Origin of the sequence: Enterovibrio gelatinilyticus, from assembly GCF_028683095.1 — a bacterium.
Classification (GTDB): Bacteria; Pseudomonadota; Gammaproteobacteria; order Enterobacterales; family Vibrionaceae; genus Enterovibrio; species Enterovibrio gelatinilyticus.
The window spans coordinates 64,941-86,307 of sequence record NZ_JAJUBC010000022.1; the positions used below are offsets into that span (position 1 = coordinate 64,941).

General features: G+C 46.8%; 18 protein-coding genes, 4 tRNA genes and 1 riboswitch. Of the genes, 12 read left to right on the forward strand and 10 right to left on the reverse strand.

Annotation, left to right across the window (positions count from 1 at the left end; genetic code table 11):
- Positions 1–421: 421 nt before the first annotated feature.
- Complete coding sequence (locus LRP50_RS17550) at positions 422–2,944, forward strand: glycosyl hydrolase family 18 protein (protein WP_274165753.1); 2,523 nt, start codon at positions 422–424, stop codon at positions 2,942–2,944.
- Between the two features lie 117 nt (positions 2,945–3,061).
- Here the strand turns inward: LRP50_RS17550 and moaE are convergent, their stop codons facing one another.
- The 5 genes from moaE to moaA all read right to left on the reverse strand — a co-directional run bounded on the left by moaE (position 3,062) and on the right by moaA (position 5,768).
- Complete coding sequence (gene moaE, locus LRP50_RS17555; RefSeq protein WP_274165754.1) at positions 3,062–3,502, reverse strand: molybdopterin synthase catalytic subunit MoaE; 441 nt, start codon at positions 3,500–3,502, stop codon at positions 3,062–3,064.
- A 3-nt stretch (positions 3,503–3,505) separates the two neighbouring features.
- Positions 3,506–3,751, reverse strand: coding sequence for a molybdopterin synthase sulfur carrier subunit (gene moaD / locus LRP50_RS17560; RefSeq protein WP_274165755.1), 246 nt, complete (start codon positions 3,749–3,751; stop codon positions 3,506–3,508).
- The gene (moaC, locus tag LRP50_RS17565; protein ID WP_274165756.1) at positions 3,748–4,227 is read right to left on the reverse strand and encodes a cyclic pyranopterin monophosphate synthase MoaC; all 480 of its coding nucleotides are present in this window, start codon (positions 4,225–4,227) and stop codon (positions 3,748–3,750) included. Before moaC ends, moaD begins: the two co-directional genes overlap by 4 nt.
- Before the next feature lie 3 nt (positions 4,228–4,230).
- A complete protein-coding gene (moaB, locus tag LRP50_RS17570) occupies positions 4,231–4,743 on the reverse strand; it encodes a molybdenum cofactor biosynthesis protein B (RefSeq protein ID WP_028022801.1) in 513 nt (170 codons plus the stop codon).
- Positions 4,744–4,781: 38 nt separating this feature from the next.
- Entirely contained in the window at positions 4,782–5,768 is a 987-nt protein-coding gene (gene moaA, locus LRP50_RS17575; protein ID WP_274165757.1) for a GTP 3',8-cyclase MoaA, read from the reverse strand.
- Positions 5,757–5,892: riboswitch (molybdenum cofactor riboswitch) on the reverse strand. Its footprint overlaps the gene before it by 12 nt.
- Positions 5,893–6,432: 540 nt before the next feature.
- Between moaA and LRP50_RS17580 the strand changes: the two genes are divergently transcribed.
- Both LRP50_RS17580 and yvcK read left to right on the forward strand, forming a co-directional pair.
- The gene (locus LRP50_RS17580; protein ID WP_274165758.1) at positions 6,433–6,999 is read left to right on the forward strand and encodes an LON peptidase substrate-binding domain-containing protein; all 567 of its coding nucleotides are present in this window, start codon (positions 6,433–6,435) and stop codon (positions 6,997–6,999) included.
- 164 nt (positions 7,000–7,163) lie between these two features.
- On the forward strand, positions 7,164–8,057 hold the full coding sequence (gene yvcK, locus LRP50_RS17585) for a uridine diphosphate-N-acetylglucosamine-binding protein YvcK (protein WP_274165759.1): 894 nt from the start codon (positions 7,164–7,166) through the stop codon (positions 8,055–8,057).
- On the opposite strand, the gene LRP50_RS17590 is transcribed toward yvcK, so the two are convergent.
- The 3 genes from LRP50_RS17590 to uvrB form a co-directional block, all read right to left on the reverse strand.
- Positions 8,025–8,378: an Hpt domain-containing protein gene (locus tag LRP50_RS17590; RefSeq protein WP_274165760.1), complete on the reverse strand. Its 354-nt coding sequence runs from the start codon at positions 8,376–8,378 to the stop codon at positions 8,025–8,027. The two genes, yvcK and LRP50_RS17590, sit on opposite strands and share 33 nt — an antisense overlap.
- A 13-nt stretch (positions 8,379–8,391) precedes the next feature.
- Positions 8,392–9,834: a quorum-sensing sigma-54 dependent transcriptional regulator LuxO gene (gene luxO, locus LRP50_RS17595; RefSeq protein ID WP_274165761.1), complete on the reverse strand. Its 1,443-nt coding sequence runs from the start codon at positions 9,832–9,834 to the stop codon at positions 8,392–8,394.
- A gap of 302 nt (positions 9,835–10,136) precedes the next feature.
- Positions 10,137–12,158 (reverse strand): excinuclease ABC subunit UvrB, encoded by a 2,022-nt coding sequence (gene uvrB / locus LRP50_RS17600; protein ID WP_274165762.1) that lies wholly within the window; start codon positions 12,156–12,158, stop codon positions 10,137–10,139.
- Between the two features lie 249 nt (positions 12,159–12,407).
- Here uvrB and LRP50_RS17605 point away from each other — a divergent pair, with 249 nt between their 5' ends.
- Together LRP50_RS17605 and LRP50_RS17610 are read left to right on the forward strand one after the other, a co-directional pair.
- Positions 12,408–13,136, forward strand: a complete 729-nt coding sequence (locus LRP50_RS17605) for an SDR family NAD(P)-dependent oxidoreductase (protein ID WP_274165763.1) — start codon at positions 12,408–12,410, stop codon at positions 13,134–13,136.
- Between the two features lie 3 nt (positions 13,137–13,139).
- A complete protein-coding gene (locus LRP50_RS17610; RefSeq protein ID WP_274165771.1) occupies positions 13,140–13,985 on the forward strand; it encodes an amidohydrolase family protein in 846 nt (281 codons plus the stop codon).
- 140 nt (positions 13,986–14,125) lie between these two features.
- On the opposite strand, the gene LRP50_RS17615 is transcribed toward LRP50_RS17610, so the two are convergent.
- On the reverse strand, positions 14,126–15,301 hold the full coding sequence (locus LRP50_RS17615) for a mandelate racemase/muconate lactonizing enzyme family protein (protein ID WP_274165764.1): 1,176 nt from the start codon (positions 15,299–15,301) through the stop codon (positions 14,126–14,128).
- Positions 15,302–15,356: 55 nt separating this feature from the next.
- On the reverse strand, positions 15,357–16,124 hold the full coding sequence (locus LRP50_RS17620; protein WP_274165765.1) for a class II aldolase/adducin family protein: 768 nt from the start codon (positions 16,122–16,124) through the stop codon (positions 15,357–15,359).
- Between the two features lie 744 nt (positions 16,125–16,868).
- Between LRP50_RS17620 and LRP50_RS17625 the strand changes: the two genes are divergently transcribed.
- The 7 genes from LRP50_RS17625 to rsxC form a co-directional block, all read left to right on the forward strand.
- Positions 16,869–16,944: transfer RNA gene (locus tag LRP50_RS17625), tRNA-Asn, on the forward strand.
- 180 nt (positions 16,945–17,124) lie between these two features.
- Positions 17,125–17,200 (forward strand) — tRNA-Asn (locus LRP50_RS17630).
- A 79-nt stretch (positions 17,201–17,279) separates the two neighbouring features.
- A tRNA-Asn gene (locus tag LRP50_RS17635) sits at positions 17,280–17,355 on the forward strand.
- A 180-nt stretch (positions 17,356–17,535) separates the two neighbouring features.
- A tRNA-Asn gene (locus LRP50_RS17640) sits at positions 17,536–17,611 on the forward strand.
- 665 nt (positions 17,612–18,276) lie between these two features.
- Positions 18,277–18,858 (forward strand): electron transport complex subunit RsxA, encoded by a 582-nt coding sequence (gene rsxA / locus LRP50_RS17645; RefSeq protein WP_274165766.1) that lies wholly within the window; start codon positions 18,277–18,279, stop codon positions 18,856–18,858.
- Positions 18,858–19,439, forward strand: coding sequence for an electron transport complex subunit RsxB (gene rsxB / locus LRP50_RS17650; protein WP_274165767.1), 582 nt, complete (start codon positions 18,858–18,860; stop codon positions 19,437–19,439). The genes rsxA and rsxB overlap by 1 nt, the downstream gene beginning before the upstream one ends.
- A partial coding sequence (rsxC, locus tag LRP50_RS17655; RefSeq protein WP_274165768.1) for an electron transport complex subunit RsxC occupies positions 19,436–21,367 on the forward strand: 1,932 nt, incomplete at its 3' end. The genes rsxB and rsxC, both read left to right, overlap by 4 nt.

Below are 21,367 nucleotides of genomic sequence, written 5' to 3' on the forward strand. Positions count from 1 at the left end.
CACAATCTAGACCTCTGTGCTCTCGTGTTCGACATGGCTTTATTCCTGTTGGGAAACAAAAACCAGCAAACGATGAAAAAGCAAAAGGCAACCGTTGAAACGCAGTTTATCGCTTGAATAAATAGCTTCTCTCTTGAGAAGCTATTTTTTTGCCTCATTTTTCTCGATCAATCCTAATGATCGACATATCACTTAATTCAATATAAATAAAAAGCACTCATTTCTGTGACTTGCTGTAGAAAAAATAACCGCAATGTAACGGAGATGTTGCTCAAATTTCTTTCATCCCTCTAAAACATTTCTTCTTAATTTTGCCTTACTTAGCTTTAACAACAACTATCTAATCAGGGTTAACGAAGATTAGCCCACATTCATGCGCTGAATAGTTAATTCTCGCAATAAATTTTCAAGGTATATTAAGATGAACAAAACGGCTTTTCTCAAGGGGCTGCTTGCTGCCTCTGTGGCAGGAGCGATATCCTCCCCTGCCTTAGCTGCACCCGGCGCACCGATCATTGGTTGGGGCGAAACCAATTTCGCCATCATTGAAGTCAATGACGCTGCCACTGCATATAAAGACCTAGTCACTGTCAAACCTTTTGCTGAAGTGCCCGTCTCTTGGGACCGTTGGTCTGGTGACCCAGCTGAATCATGGCGCGTTCTTCTAAATGGCAACGTTGTTCATGAAGCAAACGTAACGCCATCAGCAAGCCAGAAAGAATCAGCTATTCTGCAAGTAGCTAAAGGCGGTCAATACGACATGGTTGTTGAGCTTTGTAGTGGCACAGGTGCTGCGCAAACTTGTACACCAAGCGCGCCAAAGCAAATCGTTGTGGCAGACACAGACGGTAGCCACCTTGATCCGTTGCCAATGAATGTTGACCCTAACAATGGCAACTACACAACCCCAGCAGACACCGTTGTTGGTGCTTATTTTGTTGAATGGGGCGTTTATGGCCGAAAATTTGCCGTTGATAAAATTCCAGCTCAGAACCTAACACACATTATCTATGGCTTCGTCCCTATTTGTGGCAACAACCCTTCTTTGGAAGACGGCCCCCTAGCGGCGCTAAACCGCGCGTGTGCAGGCTTACCAGATTATGAAGTTGTTATTCACGACCCATGGGCTGCAGTTCAAATGCCTCACCCGCAGTCTGGGCAATCTTTCTCATCGTCTTATAAAGGGACTTATGGCCAGATCATGGCGCTCAAGCAGCGTTATCCTGATCTGAAAATCCTTCCATCTATTGGTGGCTGGACGCTTTCTGACCCGTTCTACGAGTTTGGTGATAAGACTAAACGTGACAAATTTGTCGCTTCCGTTAAGCGTTTCCTACAAACGTGGAAATTCTACGATGGTGTAGACATTGACTGGGAATACCCAGGTGGTTCAGGCGCTAACCCTAATCTTGGTGACTCTGCAAAAGACGGTGATACTTATGCCGTATTGATGCAAGAACTCCGCGCTATGCTAGATGAATTGTCTGCTGACACAGGCCGCACCTACGAGTTGACCTCAGCCGTTGGCGTTGGCTACGACAAAATCGAAGACGTTAACTATGTAGACGCTGTGCCATACATGGATTACATCTTTGCGATGACGTACGACTACTATGGCGGTTGGAACAACGTTGTCGGCCATCAAGCAGCGTTGGATTGCGGCAGCCACATGTCTGCTGACGAGTGTGCTGGCAAAGGCTTAGACGCTGAAGGGAAACCACGTAAAGGACCTGCTTACACCACTGTTAACGGCGTCAACCTTCTTCTAGAGAAGGGCGTTCCACCTCAAAAACTGGTTGTTGGTGCAGCAATGTACGGTCGTGGCTGGACAGGTGTTACCGAAGCAAGCATGTCTGACCCAACGAACCCAATGACGGGCGTAGGTAACGGCAAAATTGCGGGTTCTTGGGAAGCAGGCGTCATCGACTATAAAGATGTCGTTTCTGACTACGAGAATAAAGCGGGCGTCGTCCTAGGCTATGACGAACAAGCTGAAGCTCCTTGGGCTTGGGACCCATCAAACGGTGACCTAGTCACTTACGACAACAAACGCTCTGTCATGGCGAAAGGGGCATATGTTCGTCAAAACAACTTCGCAGGCCTATTTGCTTGGGAGATTGATGCAGACAACGGTGACATCCTTAATGCAATGCAAGAGTCACTGGCTAAAGACGGTACACAGCCACCACGCAACAAAGCGCCTATTGCCAATGCGGGTGCAGATGTAACAGTTGAAGCAGCGAGCATAGTGTCACTAGACGGTTCAGCATCAAACGATACTGATGGTCAAGTTGTCGCTTACAGCTGGAAGCAAACTGGCGGTCCATCGGTTGTACTGACTAATGCGAATGCGGTATCCGCTTCTGCTGATATTCCAGCAGTAACCGTTGACACTCAGTATGTGTTCTCTCTAACCGTCACTGACGACAAAGGTGCTACCTCTGTTGATACCGTGACAGTGATTGCGAAGAAGCAAGGTGGAACCGAGCCAACCAACACTGCGCCAGTGGCCGCTATCAATGCGCCAGCCACTGCAAAAGCAGGCGACATGGTGTTGGTTGACGCAAGTGGTTCAAGCGATAAAGATAACGACACGCTGACTTACACATGGGATATCCCAGCAGGAGTTCAAGCAACCGTAAACGGTGCGTCACTATCATTTGTTGCAGACAGCTACACATCAACCACTAACCTTACGTTCTCTGTGACTGTGTCTGATGGCAAGCTTGCAGATAGCGCATCAGCAACAGTTGCAGTGCAAAAAGACGTGACTGACCCAATCTGTGCAAACGCATGGAAAGAAGGCGTGGTTTACAACTCTGGTGATGTAGTGACTCAAGGTGGTAAAGAGTACTCAGCCAAGTGGTGGACAACCAATGAAGTACCAGGCACTACTGGTCAATGGGGTGTTTGGAAAGAGTTAGGCGCAGCAAACTGCGGATAATTCTTAAGTCTCTCACTAGCCGTTGACTGAGAGGCCATCGCGATACAGCGAATAGAACCAAAAAGGGATGCCTCGGCATCCCTTTTTATTTATTCAGTCGTTTTGAAGCTTTATAACTTACCAGCGTTTTGCGGCAGCATCATCGCTATCGCGCGCTTCCACCCAACGTTCGTTATCATTCAAGCGCTCTTTCTTCCAAAAAGGAGCCTGTGTTTTTAAAAAGTCCATGATGAACTCACATGCTTCAAACGCAGCGTTACGGTGAGCACTGGATACGCCGACAAACACAATCTGATCACCGATGCTCAGCGCACCCACACGATGAATAACCCGCACATACGTCAAAGGCCAACGAGCCTTAGCTTGATCAACAATGCTGTTGAGTGATTTTTCTGTCATGCCGGGATAATGTTCAAGTGTCAATCCAGTGACATTATCACCCAAGTTCATGTCTCGAACTTTGCCCACAAACGTGACAATCGCACCGTCGCTATCACTGTCATTCAATCGCTGATATTCATCGGCAATCGAAAAATCTTCGTGCTGCACTGAAATCATGGGTTACCCCCCAGTGACGGGTGGGAAAAAAGCCACCTCATCACCATCTTTGACCGGTGATGAAAGATCGGTGATCGTTTGGTTGACTGCCACCAGCAATTTTCCAGATTCGAGCGCTAATGACCATTTGTCACCTTTCGCCGCAAGGTGCTGGCGAATTTCTTCTGCAGAAGAGTACTCAGCGTCAAGCGTCACAGAACTGGTTCCCACAAGCTCTTTCACTTGAGCAAAGAAAAACACTTGGATCATTGTTCCACCTTAAAGTGACCAGACTTTCCGCCTGTTTTTTCCAGTAAACGCACCTGCCCAATCACCATGTCTTTTTGCACAGCTTTACACATATCGTAAATCGTCAGCGCTGCAACAGAGGCTGCGGTTAGCGCTTCCATCTCTACGCCGGTTTTACCGGTGAGTTTACATAGTGATTCAATACGAACTTGTGAGGTTTCAGGCAGCGCTTCGAGTGATACTTCCACTTTGGTTAGCATCAGAGGATGGCACAACGGAATCAAATCCCAAGTACGTTTCGCCGCTTGAATTCCCGCGATACGCGCTGTGGCAAACACGTCACCTTTGTGGTGTTGGCCTGATACGATCAACTCAAGCGTTTCTGGTGCCATATCAATATAAGCTTCAGCGCGCGCTTCTCTGACTGTCTCAGCTTTGGCGGAAACATCGACCATGTTGGCTTCGCCAGAAGCATTAATGTGCGTGAACTGACTCATGGATTATTGACCAAGATGTGGCATAAAGTTACACGGGCGGTGACTCGCATCGAGTTGCTGCTTGATAATGCCATTCCAACCAGTGCGGCAAGCGCCTGTCGAACCTGGCATACCAAAAATCACGGTATGGTTAGCAAAACCCGCAATCGCGCGAGACTGGATAGTCGATGTGCCGATTTCTTGGAAAGAAATCGCGCGGAACAACTCACCAAAGCCTTCAACTTCTTTATCGAAAAGCGGTTTAATCGCTTCTGGGGTACTATCACGTGACGTAAAACCCGTACCGCCAGTGATCATGATGGCCTGAACGTTTTGATCAGCAATCCACTGCGAAACAATAGAACGAATTTGATAAATGTCATCGATAACGATTTTTTTGTCTGCCAATGTATGGCCGGCTTCTTTCAGCGCATCAACCAGAAACTGACCAGACGTATCATTTTCTTCTGTACGTGTATCTGAAACCGTCAGTACGGCAATTTTTGCTGGCGAAAACTCAGTAACAGCGTGACCCATAAAATCTAAACCTCAACGAATAATGTCAATGAACGGTATTAACCGCCGATGGATGCCAGGTGCGGCGTCATGCCGGTATGCCCCTGATCTAGAAAGTGGCTTTCTTTTTTGTTTGAAAGCTGGCCTTGAATACGTGAAATCAACGCAGTCTCTTGCGAGTCTTCTTGCAACAAATCACGTAGTTCAACACCGTAATCGCCAAACAGGCACATGTGGAGTTTACCCAGAGCAGAAACACGTAAGCGATTGCAAGAATGACAGAAATCTTTTTTGTACGGCATGATGAGGCCAATTTCACCGAGATAGTCAGGGTGACAATAGACTTCAGCAGGGCCATCACTCGCCTCTCGCACTTTCATACCCCAACCATTCGCGATGAGATGATTACGGATTGAGACGCCAGATTGATGGTGCTTATCGAAAAGAGAGTCCATCTCGCCCGTTTGCATCAACTCGATAAAACGCAATTGGATAGGTCGGTCTTTGATCCAACGTAAAAACGCGGGTAGCTCGCCACTGTTTAGATCTTTAAGCAGCACCGCATTGACTTTCACTTGTGAAAATCCCGCGTCAAACGCAGCATCGAGCCCTTTCATCACTTGATGAAACTTGTTCTCGCCCGTGATCTGATGGAACATTCGAGGGTCAAGGCTATCGATACTGACATTGATATTAGTTAGACCCGCATCTCGCCATTCCTGCGCTTTTTGAGCCAAACGATAACCGTTTGTGGTCATCGCGACTTTCTCGATGCCTTCTTGGGCCGAGATCATCGAAATAATATCAGTGAAGTCTTTTCTTAAGCTGGGTTCACCACCGGTGATACGGACTTTAGATGTTCCGCAATCAGCAAACGCCGCAACCACTCGACGCAACTCATCGAGGGAAAGAAAGCTTGAATTCTTCTGGGCAGGTTTATAACCATCCGGCAAGCAATAGGTGCACCGAAAGTTACACACGTCTGTAATCGACAACCGCAAGTAGTAAAACTTGCGATCGAAAGAATCTTGAAATTGAACAGCCACAAAACACCTTTCCAAATACGGGAGACGGACACATTTCTATGGCCGCCCTGGTGACATAATGTCACGGCCTAGCCCCCATATTCGGGTGAACTTAGCGAACTAGGCTTCGGAGTCATTGAAGTAAGAGACTTGTTTTACACAAAACCTCAAACCAGTGAGGTTAATTTAGCAAACTATGTCATCTATTAACAATAAATGACGGTCACTTTTATGTTGAGGCGGCACTTTCACAACTAATTGCTTACCGTCTCAAAACACAAACAGACCTAACACACAACCTTAAAGCACAATTTGGTTTCAATCTATACACTGGCTGTATCTATGCCTAAATGAGAGGAAGAATCATTTTTTCCTTCATTATGACGAACAGGGCTTACACTTTAAGAGTATTGTGCCAGCCAATCGTTAGCATTTTGGTATTCAAAATTTGCAGTTTTGAAATGCAATTTGCAATGACCACCAGACAAGACGCAGAAACTGGGCGTCGTTTAGTAGGCATTGAACTTGCAGTATGGATTGAAAGACACAGGTATCTAAGTAGTTCCGGTACTTCCCGAGTCAGCAACACATCACTCGGGGTATAAACCAATGACAATAATGCGCAGCATACATAGGCAAATGGCCAAAATAACAATCGCTGCAAGCATATGACTGGGAGCTCACGATGGCAATCACACTACCAATATTGTTTAATAATCGTCATATATTACCTTCTGGCCGTCTTCCACTTCGCGTGGTGCAAGGAGAACAACTCAATACCGTGAAATATGCCATGCAGCACGGTTTGGATCTTGGCGTATGTATGGATGAAACCAGCCCTATTGGCGCAGGTATCGGAACCCGAGTGACGATTGAAGACTTCAACATGGCCAGTGACGATGGCGCTCTGACTATTACCGTTTGTGGTCATGAGAGTTTTGTCATTGATAGCATCAAAGAAAATGAAGCTGGAATTCTAGACGCACAATGCCAACCTTTACCAAAGTGGCCAGAACGTGCAGTAAGTAACGATGCCGCGCCATTGGCAGAGCGGTTGCAAATCATGTTCGACCGATACCCAGAACTCAGCTCTCTTCACAAAGCGCCAAATTTCGACAACTTAAGCTGGTTGTGCCAACGCTGGTTAGAACTCCTACCCATACCTGCCAGTGAGAAACAAGTGCTAATGGCCGCCAACTCCTGCAGTGATACCGCTGAATATCTACTGAGTTTGATGAAGGATCCTCACTAGTCGCTCCCTGCTGCTGGTTCCAAAGAAAGATCAGATAAAATCTGGTCTTTTTTTTCGCTTCTCGTGATCTAAAAATCAAAACAATCAATGAAAAGCAGAAGATTGTGACAGTTTTTACGATCTATGCCTTATTATTGCTGTATACAACAACAAAAGTAATTGCGATGACGACTAAAAAAAATAATCAAACAATCGTTGCTATCGGTGGTGGGCATGGTCTCGGACGTATGCTTTCAGCACTGAGTGAATACGGAGAAAATGTTACCGGTATTGTCACTACCACAGACAATGGCGGTTCAACCGGCAGAATTCGAGCATGTCAGGGGGGTATCGCCTGGGGAGACACCCGCAATTGCATCAACCAATTGATTACAGAACCTTCCATCGGTTCAATGATTTTCGAGTATCGATTCAAGGGAAATGGTGAATTAGACGGTCATAACCTAGGAAATCTGATGCTGACAGCGCTTGATAATTTGTCAATTCGACCATTAGAAGCAATCAATCTCATCCGTGACATGCTGAAAGTGACCACTAACATTGTTCCCATGTCAGAACACCCTGCCGACCTTGCTGCACAAACCAGAGCCGGTATCGTCATCTCTGGCGAAACAGACGTCGATGATTTGCCCGAGCCACCAGCAAGACTCATGCTTGATCCTGTCGTACCAGCGACCAAAGAAGCAGTACTCGCGATCAACGATGCAGACCTTGTGATACTCGGCCCTGGAAGTTTCTTAACGAGTGTAATGCCACCTATCTTACTGCCCGAAATCAGTCGTGCCCTCAAGCAAACACAGGCCAACATCGTGTTTGTCCGAAATCTCGGCAAAGAAACAGGCCCTGCAGGCTCCATGTCGCTAAAAACGATGCTTTCTTGGTGTGAGCGTTCCATGGGAGGTAGAGCGATTGATATTGTTTTGGGTCCAGATTTGGACGAGGAACTTGAGGATAGTTATCAACAGGTGGTTGAGGACCTTGCTTCCGCCAACCACCAGTGGAGACATGATAGAGATAAGTTAACGTTATCTATCAAAAAGATCTTGTCTGCTAGCTAATGCCTTGTACTGAGACGCTGTTCCTTCAATCATCGATGTCAGGCGAGGCAGTTGCTCATGAACCCACGACTCTTGACCTAGCTTGACTCGTGACTCACACTCGCGAGCCAATTCTGCTAGCTCGTCTGCACCAAAGCTTGCTGCGCTGCTCTTTATTGCATGACTAATCTCACGCACCTGCATTGCACTCGGTGTTTCAGACAATTCATTTGAATAACGGCTTAGCTCGTCGCTAAAAACTACCAAAAGAGAAGAAACGGTTTCTTCCCCTACTTCTACTGCCAGCCGCCGCAACGTTTCATGGTTCACTATGGACGCCATAAACATTTTCCTTCTATTGAGATTCTTGCCAACTCTGCAGCTTACGATAAATAGTGGATGGACTAACTTCTAAGAGGCCAGCGGCTTGCGGGATATTGCCATCACAGGCATCTATCGCAATTTGTATCGCTCGCTTCTCAACCAACCACAAAGGTTCAATATCCGCTTTGCTTGTGATTCCTTGCTTCAACATTTCCGTCGCCGCCGAGAATCCACCATCATTTACTCGCTCTATTGCTACTTGAGCATTTCTTATAGGAGGCTGTGATGCAATTTTGACACCAGAAACGAGAGACAATGGCGGAGGTAACATATTTTCTGTTACTTCTTGCCCACTATGCAGCACGACTGTGTTACGAATAACGTTCTGTAATTGCCTCACATTACCTGGCCATTCGTAGTTCAAAAGCCTTTGAGTCACCCCTTCACTAAAGGATCGAAACTCTTTCCCTTCTTCCATGGCAAACATCAATAACAACGACTGAGCAATTTCAACGACGTCTTCGCCGCGATCTCTAAGTGGCGGCAATCCTAACGGAATGACATGCAAACGGTAGTAGAGATCCTCTCTAAAATTACCTTTTGATACCTCCACCCATGGATCTCTGTTCGTGGCGCAAATAAAACGCACATCGACATGTTTAACCTTGGACGAACCCACCTTTTGAAAGGAACCCGTTTGAATAAATCGCAACAGTTTAGATTGAAGATCTAAATCCATTTCGCAGATTTCATCAAGAAACAAAGTACCGCCGTCCGCCAGTTCAGCCGCGCCTTCTCGTTCAGATGCAGCTCCGGTAAACGCCCCTTTCATATGACCAAACAACTCACTCTCGATCAAATCCTTGGGAATCGCAGCACAGTTAATCGCAACGAACGGCTTTTGGGCGCGAGCACTTGCTGCATGAATAGCCTCTGCACACACTTCTTTCCCTGTGCCGCTTTCACCAGTAATAAACACCGTTGCCTTGCTAGGCGCAGCAGATTCAATAACTCGGTAAACCGCTTGCATGGACAAACTTTGTCCAATAAATCCGTAGTACGAGCCCTCTTGCGCAGAACCCGCGGTTTTGCTTTTTGGCTTTAGTGCATTGTTCACCGTCGCGCGCAGCAATTCGGCTTCACACGGCTTTATCAAAAAATCACTGGCGCCATAACGTAACGCCTCTACGGCGGCATCTATCGAGCCATGTGCGGTCATAATGACAACAGGAATTTCCGGTTGGTGTTTTCGAATTTCAGCCAATACTTCAAAACCAGAAATATCGGGCAAACGCAGATCCAGTAAGATCAACGAAAATGTGTGCCCAGAAGAAAAATGATCTAAAGCCTGTTGACCTGTACTTGCTATCTCGACATCGACGTCTAGTGGATTGAGATACGATTTGTATAACGCTGCAACTGATGCGGTATCTTCCACCATCAGCACGCGCTTCTTAGCGCCAGAACCTAGCATTGAACCCCCGCTATAATTCTATAAATTGTTATTAATCTCGAAAATCATGTTTCAAGTATAACGCTGAATTTCAGTAACTAGGCAAATTTGCACGCGTTTTGCATTGCAATTTGCAAAAGAAATTGCAATTACGCAGTATGGAGTCCGGTGAGTATACCTTTATAAGTGTTCAGCAAAGTTGGCATGTTAAATGCTTTAGTTAACTTGACCCTTCTGGGTCACCTAGCCAACTGACGTTGTTTGTGAGCACTTCGTTCACTGAAACAAGATAGCCAACCGACTCTTTACGGTTGGCTTTTTTTTTAGCTATTTTGGATAAACAGAGTACGAAGTGAAGATATTTCGTCTCGTAGACCTGCCGCAGTTTCAAATTCCAAGTTTTGAGCTGCCTCATACATCTGCGCTTCCAACTTCTGTATTCGGGCTTCAATCTGCTGAGGCGATTTGCTTTCATACAGTGCATCTTCCTCTGCGACTGCTTTCAAAGAAGGCGCCACTCTAGGCTTAGATTTTCGCTTACCGCCCATCTCCATAATATCGGAAACTTTTTTGTTTAGCTTTTGCGGCACAATACCGTGCTCAGTATTATAAGCCTCTTGCTTCTCTCGACGACGCTCGGTTTCATCAATCGCTCTTCGCATAGATTTGGTAATACTATCGCCATAGAGAATAGCTTTACCGCTCAAGTTACGCGCTGCTCGACCAATGGTCTGAATAAGAGACCGCTCCGAACGCAAGAACCCTTCTTTATCAGCATCCAAAATCGCCACCAAAGAGACTTCTGGCATATCTAAGCCTTCTCGGAGTAAGTTAATACCCACCAGCACATCAAATTCACCCAGTCGAAGATCGCGAATAATCTCGATACGTTCAACAGTGTCGATATCAGAGTGCAAGTACCGCACGCGTACACCATGTTCTTCAAGGTACTCAGTGAGATCTTCCGCCATGCGTTTGGTCAGCGTCGTTACTAACACGCGTTCATTTTTCGACTCTCGGATACGGATTTCTGAGAGAAGATCGTCAACTTGCGTCGAAACAGGTCGCACTTCAATAACCGGATCAAGTAGTCCCGTCGGTCGCACGACTTGCTCCGCGATTTCACCGTCTGACTTTTCAATCTCATACGCACTAGGTGTTGCCGACACATACACAGTCTGCGGTGCAATCGACTCGAACTCATCAAACTTTAGTGGTCGATTATCAAGCGCCGAGGGTAATCGGAACCCGTATTCCACAAGGTTTTCTTTTCGAGAGCGATCCCCTTTATACATCGCGCCTATCTGCGGCACTGTGACGTGAGATTCATCGATGATCAGTAAACCGTCTGCCGGCAGGTAATCAAACAATGTTGGAGGCGGCTCGCCGTCATTTCGGCCGCTTAAATAACGAGAGTAGTTTTCAATGCCCGAGCAATAACCAAGCTCTTGCATCATTTCAAGGTCAAACAAGGTTCGCTGAGAAATCCGCTGTTCTTCAATTAATTTGTTGTTTTCGAGCAACACTTTCTTACGGTCAACTAACTCCACTTTTATGTGTTCAATCGCTTCCATAATGCGTTCACGAGGCGTCACATAGTGGGTTTTAGGATAGATAGTACAACGCGGTAAGTCTCGTTCAGAAATAGCGCCCGTTAGCGGGTCAAAGATACTGATGCATTCCACTTCGCCATCAAACAGCTCAACGCGAATAGCATCACGATCAGATTCAGCTGGGAAAACATCGATCACTTCACCACGCACGCGAAATGTACCGCGAGTAAATGCCTGATCATTGCGGCTATATTGGATCTCCGCCAAACGACGGAGAATGCTTCGCTGATCAATGACATCACCACGACGTAAATGAAGCATCATTTTCAAGTATGAGTTGGGATCACCCAAGCCATAAATGGCAGACACTGAAGCGACGATCACCACATCGCGTCTTTCCATTAATGCTTTGGTGGCAGACAAACGCATTTGTTCAACGTGCTCGTTTATCGATGCATCTTTCTCGATAAAGGTATCCGTTGAGGGCACATACGCTTCAGGCTGGTAATAATCATAATAAGAAACAAAATATTCGACTGCATTCTCAGGGAAAAACTCTCGCATCTCACCATAAAGTTGTGCTGCCAATGTTTTGTTGGGTGCCAAGATCATGGTCGGCCGACCCGTCTGGGCGATCACATTGGCCATAGTATAGGTTTTACCCGACCCCGTAACACCCAGCAATGTTTGGTGTGCTAATCCCGAATCCAACCCATCCAGCAGTTGGTTGATCGCTGTTGGCTGATCACCCGCTGGTTTGAAAGGCGAATGTAAGTTAAAGGTTTTAACCATGACGCATCCGTGACTAGTGATTTCGAACCCATCATTTTCCCCGCTGCTAGCACTAAGTCAACTGACAAAGCACTGACATGCTAATTTCCTACGTGTTTTCTTTTATTAGCAGCAATGCCTTGAGCCAGTTGACTTCTTTTGTCGCGCCACGGATCATCACACTCATTAGTTTTCGAAGTCATGCGCAACGAAAATAAGATACCAACGAACAAATGCGCATTGGTTTACGTTTATATATTGAGGAATAAAATGAATAAAGTCGCAATCGTGACAGGTGGCTCTGCGGGGATTGGGCTGGCCGTGGTTCGGGGCTTAATCACTGAAGGATATAAAACCTTTAGCTTAGACCTCCAACCAGCTCCCGTTGGCGAATGGGTTGAATGCAATGTCACCGACACCCAAGCAGTGCAATCTGCCGTTGACCAAATATTGGCAGACAATGGGGCTATTGATGTGCTGGTTTGCAATGCGGGTATCCACTTTAGTTCAACCATTGAAAACACCAGCGAGGCCGATTTGGACCGTGTGTTGGCCATCAATGTGAAAGGGGCATACTTTGCTATTCGAGCCTGTTTACCAGCAATGAAGGCCGCTAATAAAGGCAGCATTGTGTTGCTCGGTTCAGATCAATGCACCATCGCTAAACATAATTCATTTGCCTACAACCTCAGTAAACATGCCATTGCATCCATGGCAAAAACAACCGCTCTGGATTTTGCAGCCTACAACATCCGTGCGAATGCCGTATGTGCTGGCACCACTGAAACACCGCTCTATCACAAAGCTATCGACAGCTATTGCGCACGTTCAGGTGCAAATAAAGACGACATTCATCAAGAAGAAGGCAAACTGCAACCACTTGGACGAATTGCGCAACCTGAAGAAGTCGCCAATCTCGTTGTGTTCCTTGCAAGTGACAAAGCCAGCTTTATTACCGGAAGTCTTCACGCCGTTGATGGCGGCTATACGGCGCAGTAAGTGATGGAGATTATCGACGCTCACCTACATTTGTTCGATTTACAGCACGGACACTATGACTGGGTACGAGATGGCAATCCGCCATTTTGGCCTGACAAATCGATGATTTGTCAAAATTGGTCTGAGTCCGATCTGACACTATCAAACCCACAGCAGCTTTCAGGCATCGTGCATATAGAAGCGGGATTTGATAACGCGCAGCCTTGGCGCGAAATTGCGTGGCTGGAAGAAGCCGTTTCATTGCCACTAAGAAGTATTGGCTGTGTTGACCTCACTCTGTCGCGCTCAGCATTTCTCAAGCAGGTATCTGCACTTTGTCGCTACAACTCTGTGGTTGGTGTCAGGCACATACTTGATGACGATGCAGAGGTTTTGCTGAGCGATGAGAATGTAAAGTCCAATCTACAGGTGATAGCGGACACTAACCTCATATTTGAAGCACAGTTTGATGGTGATAACACCGCGGCAATGACAACATTTCTTTCAGTTATTGAGAATATTCCCAATCTCATCGTTGCCTTTAACCATGCCGGATTTGCACCGTCTAAAAACAGAAATATCTGGGCGCATAATCTGCAGCGACTCGCGAAGAAGCCTAACGTATACATTAAAGCGTCAGGTTGGGAGATGGTCGAGCGGCAGTATGAATCGAAAATCATAAGCGAACGTATTGGTGAACTCTTGGCTTGGTTTGGCGAAGACAGAGTGATGTTGGCGAGCAACTTCCCTCTTTGCCAATTTCGCTCAAGCTATCGTGACCTTTGGAATGAGTATGCTCAGTTGCCGATAACTGAAGACATAAAGCTGAAACTTCGCTTTTCCAACGCCCAGCGGTTTTATCGATTTTAGATCGCTATTTCCCGATGTTGTTACCGACGTTATTTCGGCTTATCGAAAACAAACAACCCGCATCATGCGGGTTGTTTAATTTCTTCCCCTGCAACACCAATGGGCATTGATGACGCATAGGGTTACGTAGTGTTAAACGCTTATTTGATGACAATGCGCGGCGAGCGCATCACCACTTCATCATTTAGCTCAATACCAATACCCGGCGCCTCTGACACTTCAAAGAAACCATTAACAGGTTGAGGGTCTTGAATACATAGCTCTCGGTTCCAAGCCTTAATGGCGTAGGTATGATGCTCATGGATCAAGAAGTTTGGAATCGCCGTTTCCAAGTGCAAGGACGCTGCTGTTGCCACAGGCCCGCCACAAACATGCGCTTGAATACGAACATCAAAGATATCAGCGTAATCGCAAACTTTTTTCGTTTCGGTAAAGCCGCCACACAAACCAATATCTGGCTGCAGAACATCAACACTCTGATCTTCTAGGTACGGCCTTACACCCCAACGATTGTACAAACGCTCACCACCGGCGATAGGCACTTTCACTTTGTCCGCGACTTTTGCATGTAAAGAGTGGTTCAAGTAGTTGACTGGCTCTTCGTAATACATGCAGTCGAACTCTTCGGCAATCTCGCCTAACTGAATGGCTGTGGTCGCGCCAGGAAGGCTATGGCATTCAAAAATGATGTCAACTTCATCGCCAACCGCTTCACGAATAGCCTGCATACGGGCACGGTACAGTTTCATCTCTGCACGAGAAATGATTTTCGTACGCTCGTAGTAAGTGTTGCCATCTTTGTCATACATAATCGGGTCGACTTTCACGGCATCATACCCTTCGGCAATCGCTTTTAACGCAGCCTCCGCGTACTCCTCAGGACGAGAGAGCGCTTTGAAGTCTTTATCCCAATCAAACTGTAACTGCGACGCATAAGTGCGCAACTTGTCGTTTACCTTGCCACCAAGCAGTTGGTAAACCGGTAAGTTCAGTGCCTTACCCTTTATATCCCAAAGCGCGGTATCAATGGCACTCATCGCCGCATAGACAACAGGCCCGCCACCAAGCCCCCAAAAACTCTCGCGCAGCATGCGAGACCAAAGCATCTCTGTTTGGAATGGGTCATGCCCGATAAGAAAGGCTTCCGCCATTTCTTTCACCATATGTGCCGCAGCGCTGTGGCCTAAGTCGTACGCCAAACCTGCTTCACCAACACCACTGATCCCTTCATCTGTGTGAATTCGCACAAACACCGGATTCCACGTTGGGCGGTCTGGGCAATGAATATCAAACACTTCAACTGATGTTACTTTCATCCTTGTACTCCAAAATCGGGTTAACACACGTCGCTTGTTAAGATGACGTGATTTTCTATTCCATAAAGCTGGGATCAAGACGCCATGCTTTTCGTAATAAAGAAGGCCATGCTTTTTGACCACCCGTCGCGCCTGAATGCACCACGTTCGCCTGTGCAAAGATATTGTCTTGAATCGACTGCGGTACAACAACATTGTCCTTGCCTGCCGACTGCAGCATTAGCTGCACCTCACAAGCACGTTGCATATCATAAAAACGCATAAAGGCATCACCCACTGTTGGGCCTAACGTTAAGCCACCATGGTTAACCAACAACATATGATTCGTGTTCCCCAAATCACGTTGAAGACGCTGTCGCTCCTCATCATTCACCGCTAACCCTTCATAGGTGTGATAAGACAAAGACGGCAATGAGAACATGGAATATTGGCTGAGCGGCTGTAACCCCTCTTTTTGTGTTGCGACGGCAATGGTTTCGTTAGTATGTAAATGGATAACACAATGTGCATCCTGACGCACTTCGTGAATCGCACTGTGAATCGTAAACCCTGCAGGATTTATGTCGAATGGGGTTTCATCAAGAATATTGCCAGCAAGGTCAACTTTCACTAGGTTTGAAGCAGTCACCTCATCGAATGCGACACCGAATGCATTAACCAGATAGGTATCCGTATCAGGGACACGAAGAGAGAGGTGGGTATAAATCAGGTCGCCCCATCCCATATCAGCGACTAAACGATAGCATGCAGCCAAATCGATGCGGCATTGCCACTCGATATCACTGACTTTCCCCTTCAAGTTCAATTTGGGTAAGGCTTCCACAATCTCATCCTTTTGATAATCCTTCTACCGTTAGCTTGTCTCATTTACCGTATCATCGCAAACGCCTTGCAGAAAATTTTCTGCACGAGTCAAAACCACAAATCCATGTGTACAAGTTAATTTTGATCGAGAAAGGCAAATGTCTTCGGGATAAAGCCCAACATACTGTCATTACGCCGAATTCCAATGCGACGTCGCTTCGTTTTCTGTTTTTTTCCATAACAAAGGATCAATTAATGGGGATAAAAGCTGTGATTAACATACTTATCCACAGATTTTGTGGGTAACCTTTGCCAATGCAATCACTAAAAGCACTTGGTAATGTCAATGTATTTTTAATGAAATACTCCCTTAATCGACCAATCACACATCAAACCGCCCAATGAGAGGTACATCACAAAGTTTTAAGTCATCAACAGAGCAATTCGTCAGTCAATTTCACGGCAATTCTTGGAATAGCAAAAAAGCACTGCGCACTTTTTAATCAATCTAAGTCTGATGCCCATTTTTACTATCAAGATGGTGGTCATCTGAGATTTCGTTGACGTTACCTCTCCAGTCGCAATTTATTTTTCATGTCACGCTGATCCAAGCGAAATACTGGTGCATATATAGCCATCAGAGCAAAAAAGCAGCCAACTCTGATCGCACAATAAACAGATGATTTAAAATCGACAATTTCTGCTGTTTCAGAGGTTGACAGCCTAGGAGGTGATAGCTAAGATTCGCCCCGCTTTCAGAGATTCCCCCTTAGTTCAGTCGGTAGAACGGCGGACTGTTAATCCGTATGTCGCAAGTTCAAGTCTTGCAGGGGGAGCCACTTTTAATGATTGGTTCATAGAACGAGTCATTGGTTTGAGAATGTCGCTTCGCGATATGTCGCAAGCCTAGGCGGCCCCGTTAAGTCTTACAGGGGTGCCACTTTTAATGATTGGTTCATAGAACGAGTCATTGGTTTGAGAATGTCGCTTCGCGATATTGAGTAAACCACACAATCTGTTCCCCCTTAGTTCAGTCGGTAGAACGGCGGACTGTTAATCCGTATGTCGCAAGTTCAAGTCTTGCAGGGGGAGCCACTTTTCATGGTTTGTTCTAGGAACGAATCATGGGTTTGAGAATGTCGCTTTGCGATATTAAACAAACCACACAATCTGTTCCCCCTTAGTTCAGTCGGTAGAACGGCGGACTGTTAATCCGTATGTCGCAAGTTCAAGTCTTGCAGGGGGAGCCACTTTTCATGGTTTGTTCTAGGAACGAATCATGGGTTTGAGAGTATCGCTTCGCGATATGTCGCAAGCCTAGGCGGCCCCGTTAAGTCTCACAGGGGTGCCACTTTTCATGGTTTGTTCTAGGAACGAATCATGGGTTTGAGAATGTCGCTTCGCGATATTGAGCAAACCACACAATCTGTTCCCCCTTAGTTCAGTCGGTAGAACGGCGGACTGTTAATCCGTATGTCGCAAGTTCAAGTCTTGCAGGGGGAGCCACTTTTAGAAACCTAGTCTTCGGACTAGGTTTTTTTTCGTCTGTTATTCAGTGCGCTGCACTGATTGTCGCAACCCTAGGCGGGCCCATTCCAGTCTTGCAGGGGGAGCCACATTACAAAGGCCTTGTCGAAAGACGAGGCCTTTTTCGTTTGGGATAATCGCTTCGCGATTTGTCGCAAGCCTAGGCGGCCCCGTTCCAGTCTGCAGGGGGAGCCACTTTTAGAAACCTAGTCTTCGGACTAGGTTTTTTTTCGTCTGTTATTCAGTGCGCTGCACTGATTGTCGCAACCCTAGGCGGGCCCAATCCAGTCTTGCAGGGGGAGCTACTTTGGAAAACCAGCTCGGAACTAGGTTTTTCCGCCTTTCTTTCAGTGTGTCGCACTGACTTCCACACTGTAGGAAAGCAAAAAGTTATTTCATAACAGCCAATCAACGAAAACTCGCTGTATAACAAGAACGCTTTTACCTCCAGATAAACTGATCCCTTTGAAAATCACTCTACGTAACTGTTATTAATGGTTTGCTCACATGTAAATCAACATGCGTTTTTGCTCAAAGATCGCTCGCTATCGGTATTTTGCCTAAAAACCCTGCCGCCTATCTGTTGTTATAGCGGCGTCAAACGCCGATAATACAAAGATCTTTATAAATTTTCGAAGAATGGCATGACTGAGTATTTGTTGCTTCTTGTCGGCACTGTCCTTGTAAACAACTTTGTGTTGGTTAAGTTTCTTGGCCTCTGCCCATTTATGGGTGTCTCCAAGAAACTCGAAACTGCAATCGGGATGGGGCTGGCGACCACCTTTGTATTGACGCTTGCGTCAGTAAGCGCCTATTTGGTCGAGACCTATGTGTTGGCGCCGTTAGGCCTTGAGTACTTGCGTACCCTTAGCTTCATTCTCGTGATTGCTGTCGTTGTGCAATTCACAGAAATGGTGGTGCACAAAACCAGCCCGACGCTCTACCGTTTACTCGGTATTTTTCTTCCGCTCATTACGACCAACTGTGCGGTATTAGGTGTTGCGCTATTGAACATCAATGAAAGGCACAACTTTATAGAATCCATCATCTATGGCTTCGGCGCAGCGGCGGGTTTCTCATTAGTACTCATTCTGTTTGCCGCGATGCGTGAACGAATTGCGGCAGCTGATGTGCCACAGCCATTCCGCGGCGCTTCTATCGCGATGATCACCGCTGGCTTGATGTCGCTAGCATTCATGGGCTTTACTGGGTTGGTGAAACTGTAATGACCGGAATTTTAATTGCGGTGCTGGCTATCGCTGTACTTGCCGCTATTTTTGGTATTTTGCTAGGGTTTGCATCTATTCGGTTTAAAGTCGAAGCCGATCCCATTGTTGAACAAATTGATGCAATCCTACCTCAGACACAATGCGGTCAATGTGGTTATCCGGGTTGTCGACCTTATGCAGAGGCGATTGCCAACGGCGACACCATCAATAAGTGCCCTCCTGGTGGTCAAGCTACCATTGAAAAGCTCGCTAACCTCATGGGCGTTGAAGCGACAGAATCTGCACACGAAGAAGAAGCCGTTAAAACGGTTGCTTTTATTTACGAAGATGACTGTATTGGTTGCACAAAATGCATCCAAGCGTGCCCTGTCGACGCCATTATTGGTAGTACCAAAGCCATGCACACCATCATCAAAGACGAGTGTACTGGTTGCGATTTGTGTGTAGCCCCTTGCCCCACTGACTGTATTGAAATGATCCCAGTAAAAACCACACCTGAAACTTGGAAATGGCAGTTGGAGCAAATTCCTGTTGTTCAACTGTCTGATACGCCGCAGAAGGGAGCTGAGAAAGCATGAGCACCCTTATCGAACAAATAAAACAAGGCCAAGTCTGGGATTTTCATGGTGGTATCCATCCACCAGAAAACAAACGTCAGTCAAGTGAACAAGGTATATTGCCTGCCGAGATTCCGAATGAAATCGTGCTGCCGCTGAAACAACACATCGGAACGACAGGACAAGTTTTAGTCAGCGTCGGTGACAAAGTACTGAAAGGTCAACCACTGACAAAATCAGACATATTGCAGTGCTGCCCTGTACACGCACCGACATCAGGCGACGTGGTTGCCATAGAACCGCGCACCATCGCGCATGCCTCAGGTTTATCAGAAACCTGCATTGTGATCCGCCCTGATTTTGAAGATGCGTGGTGTGAGAAAACCAGCCTGTCTGATTTCAGCCAAGCCACGCCAGAAACGCTCATTGATCATATTCGGATGATGGGTATTGCAGGTATGGGTGGTGCGGGATTCCCTTCTGCGCGAAAACTACAAACGGCACTCGCACGCACAGAAGTGCTGATCATCAATGGCGCTGAATGTGAACCTTACATCACCGCAGATGATCGCTTGATGCAAGAACGTGCAGAAGAGATCATTCAAGGTGTTGAAGTCCTCCAGCATATTGTAACGCCTCAAATAACAGTTCTCGCGTTGGAAGACAATAAGCCCGAAGCCATTGCAGCACTCAAAACAGCGACGACGGGTAAATCAAACATTTTGGTACAAGTCGTCCCCACCAAATACCCATCTGGTGGTGAAAAACAACTGATCAAACTCATCACAGGCAAAGAAGTTCCCGCAAAATCTATTCCAGCCGCCATTGGCGTAATGATGCAGAACGTCGGAACGGTTTTTGCGATTAAGCGTGCAGTGATTGATGGTGAGCCATTAATTGAACGTGTGGTGACACTAACTGGCACCACACTTCACGAACAGAGAAACCGCTGGGCTCTGTTAGGAACACCTGTTCGCTTCCTATTAGACAAACACGGTTACCAACCCGACCCTAAACTCGAGCGGCTGATCATTGGTGGTCCTATGATGGGCTATACCGTTCCGCATGCTGATGTGCCTGTCACCAAAGTGACAAACTGCATTTTAGTGCCGAGCAAGAAAGAAATTGCACCTTCGCAAGGTGAAATGGCGTGTATTCGTTGCAGTGCTTGTGCAGAAGTTTGTCCTGCATCTTTATTGCCTCAGCAACTGCAGTGGTATGCCAAAGATCAAGATTTCGACAAATGCCAAGAATACGACCTCTTTGATTGTATTGAATGTGGCGCTTGCGCTTACGTCTGCCCTAGTGAAATTCCGCTGGTACAATACTACCGACAAGCTAAGGCAGAAATTCGCACGCGTGATGCTGAAAAGCTTGCGGCAGAGAGAGCCCGTGAGCGTTTTGAAGCGAAAAAAATGCGCATGGAGCGTGAAAAGCAGCAACGCGAAGAGCGCCATAAAAAAGCAGCGGAAAATCGCCGCCAAGCCATGGCAAAATCTGACGACGGTGATGCCATCGCCGCAGCTATCGCTCGCGTAAAAGCAAAATCAGAACAAGGTAATGCCGCCACTGCTGTTAAACCCGCCGTTGCTGCTGCGATAGCTAAAGCCAAAGCGAAGCAAGCGGAAGCCGCTGCTCAAGGGCAGAGTGAGCCTGACAACAGCGAAATGAAGAAATTGCGTGAAGAACGCAAACGTCTGGCACGCGAACGAAAAGCATCGGAACAATCAGAGACTGAAACGTCAGCACCAGAACCTATCGACGCCAACGTCGATCCAAAGAAGGCCGCTGTTGCTGCTGCCATTGCTCGAGCTAAAGCACGTAAAGCGACAGAACAAACCGAAGTTGAGGCCCCAACGGAAGAAGCCTCTGAAGCGGACCCGAAAAAAGCCGCTGTCGCCGCTGCTATCGCCCGAGCTAAAGTACGTAAAGCCGCACAGCAAGCTGAA

What these genes read in the sequence shown, in the direction of transcription:
- uvrB (WP_274165762.1), bottom strand. Translation starts at nt 12,158, where the DNA reads ATGGTTAAAACCTTTAACTTACATTCGCCTTTCAAACCAGCGGGTGAT.
- LRP50_RS17550 (WP_274165753.1), top strand. Translation starts at nt 422, where the DNA reads ATGAACAAAACGGCTTTTCTCAAGGGGCTGCTTGCTGCCTCTGTGGCA.
- LRP50_RS17605 (WP_274165763.1), top strand. Translation starts at nt 12,408, where the DNA reads ATGAATAAAGTCGCAATCGTGACAGGTGGCTCTGCGGGGATTGGGCTG.
- rsxB (WP_274165767.1), top strand. Translation starts at nt 18,858, where the DNA reads ATGACCGGAATTTTAATTGCGGTGCTGGCTATCGCTGTACTTGCCGCT.
- LRP50_RS17580 (WP_274165758.1), top strand. Translation starts at nt 6,433, where the DNA reads ATGGCAATCACACTACCAATATTGTTTAATAATCGTCATATATTACCT.
- moaC (WP_274165756.1), bottom strand. Translation starts at nt 4,227, where the DNA reads ATGAGTCAGTTCACGCACATTAATGCTTCTGGCGAAGCCAACATGGTC.
- luxO (WP_274165761.1), bottom strand. Translation starts at nt 9,834, where the DNA reads ATGCTAGGTTCTGGCGCTAAGAAGCGCGTGCTGATGGTGGAAGATACC.
- moaE (WP_274165754.1), bottom strand. Translation starts at nt 3,502, where the DNA reads ATGATTTCAGTGCAGCACGAAGATTTTTCGATTGCCGATGAATATCAG.
- moaD (WP_274165755.1), bottom strand. Translation starts at nt 3,751, where the DNA reads ATGATCCAAGTGTTTTTCTTTGCTCAAGTGAAAGAGCTTGTGGGAACC.
- LRP50_RS17590 (WP_274165760.1), bottom strand. Translation starts at nt 8,378, where the DNA reads ATGGCGTCCATAGTGAACCATGAAACGTTGCGGCGGCTGGCAGTAGAA.
- LRP50_RS17610 (WP_274165771.1), top strand. Translation starts at nt 13,140, where the DNA reads ATGGAGATTATCGACGCTCACCTACATTTGTTCGATTTACAGCACGGA.
- yvcK (WP_274165759.1), top strand. Translation starts at nt 7,164, where the DNA reads ATGACGACTAAAAAAAATAATCAAACAATCGTTGCTATCGGTGGTGGG.
- rsxA (WP_274165766.1), top strand. Translation starts at nt 18,277, where the DNA reads ATGACTGAGTATTTGTTGCTTCTTGTCGGCACTGTCCTTGTAAACAAC.
- LRP50_RS17615 (WP_274165764.1), bottom strand. Translation starts at nt 15,301, where the DNA reads ATGAAAGTAACATCAGTTGAAGTGTTTGATATTCATTGCCCAGACCGC.
- moaB (WP_028022801.1), bottom strand. Translation starts at nt 4,743, where the DNA reads ATGGGTCACGCTGTTACTGAGTTTTCGCCAGCAAAAATTGCCGTACTG.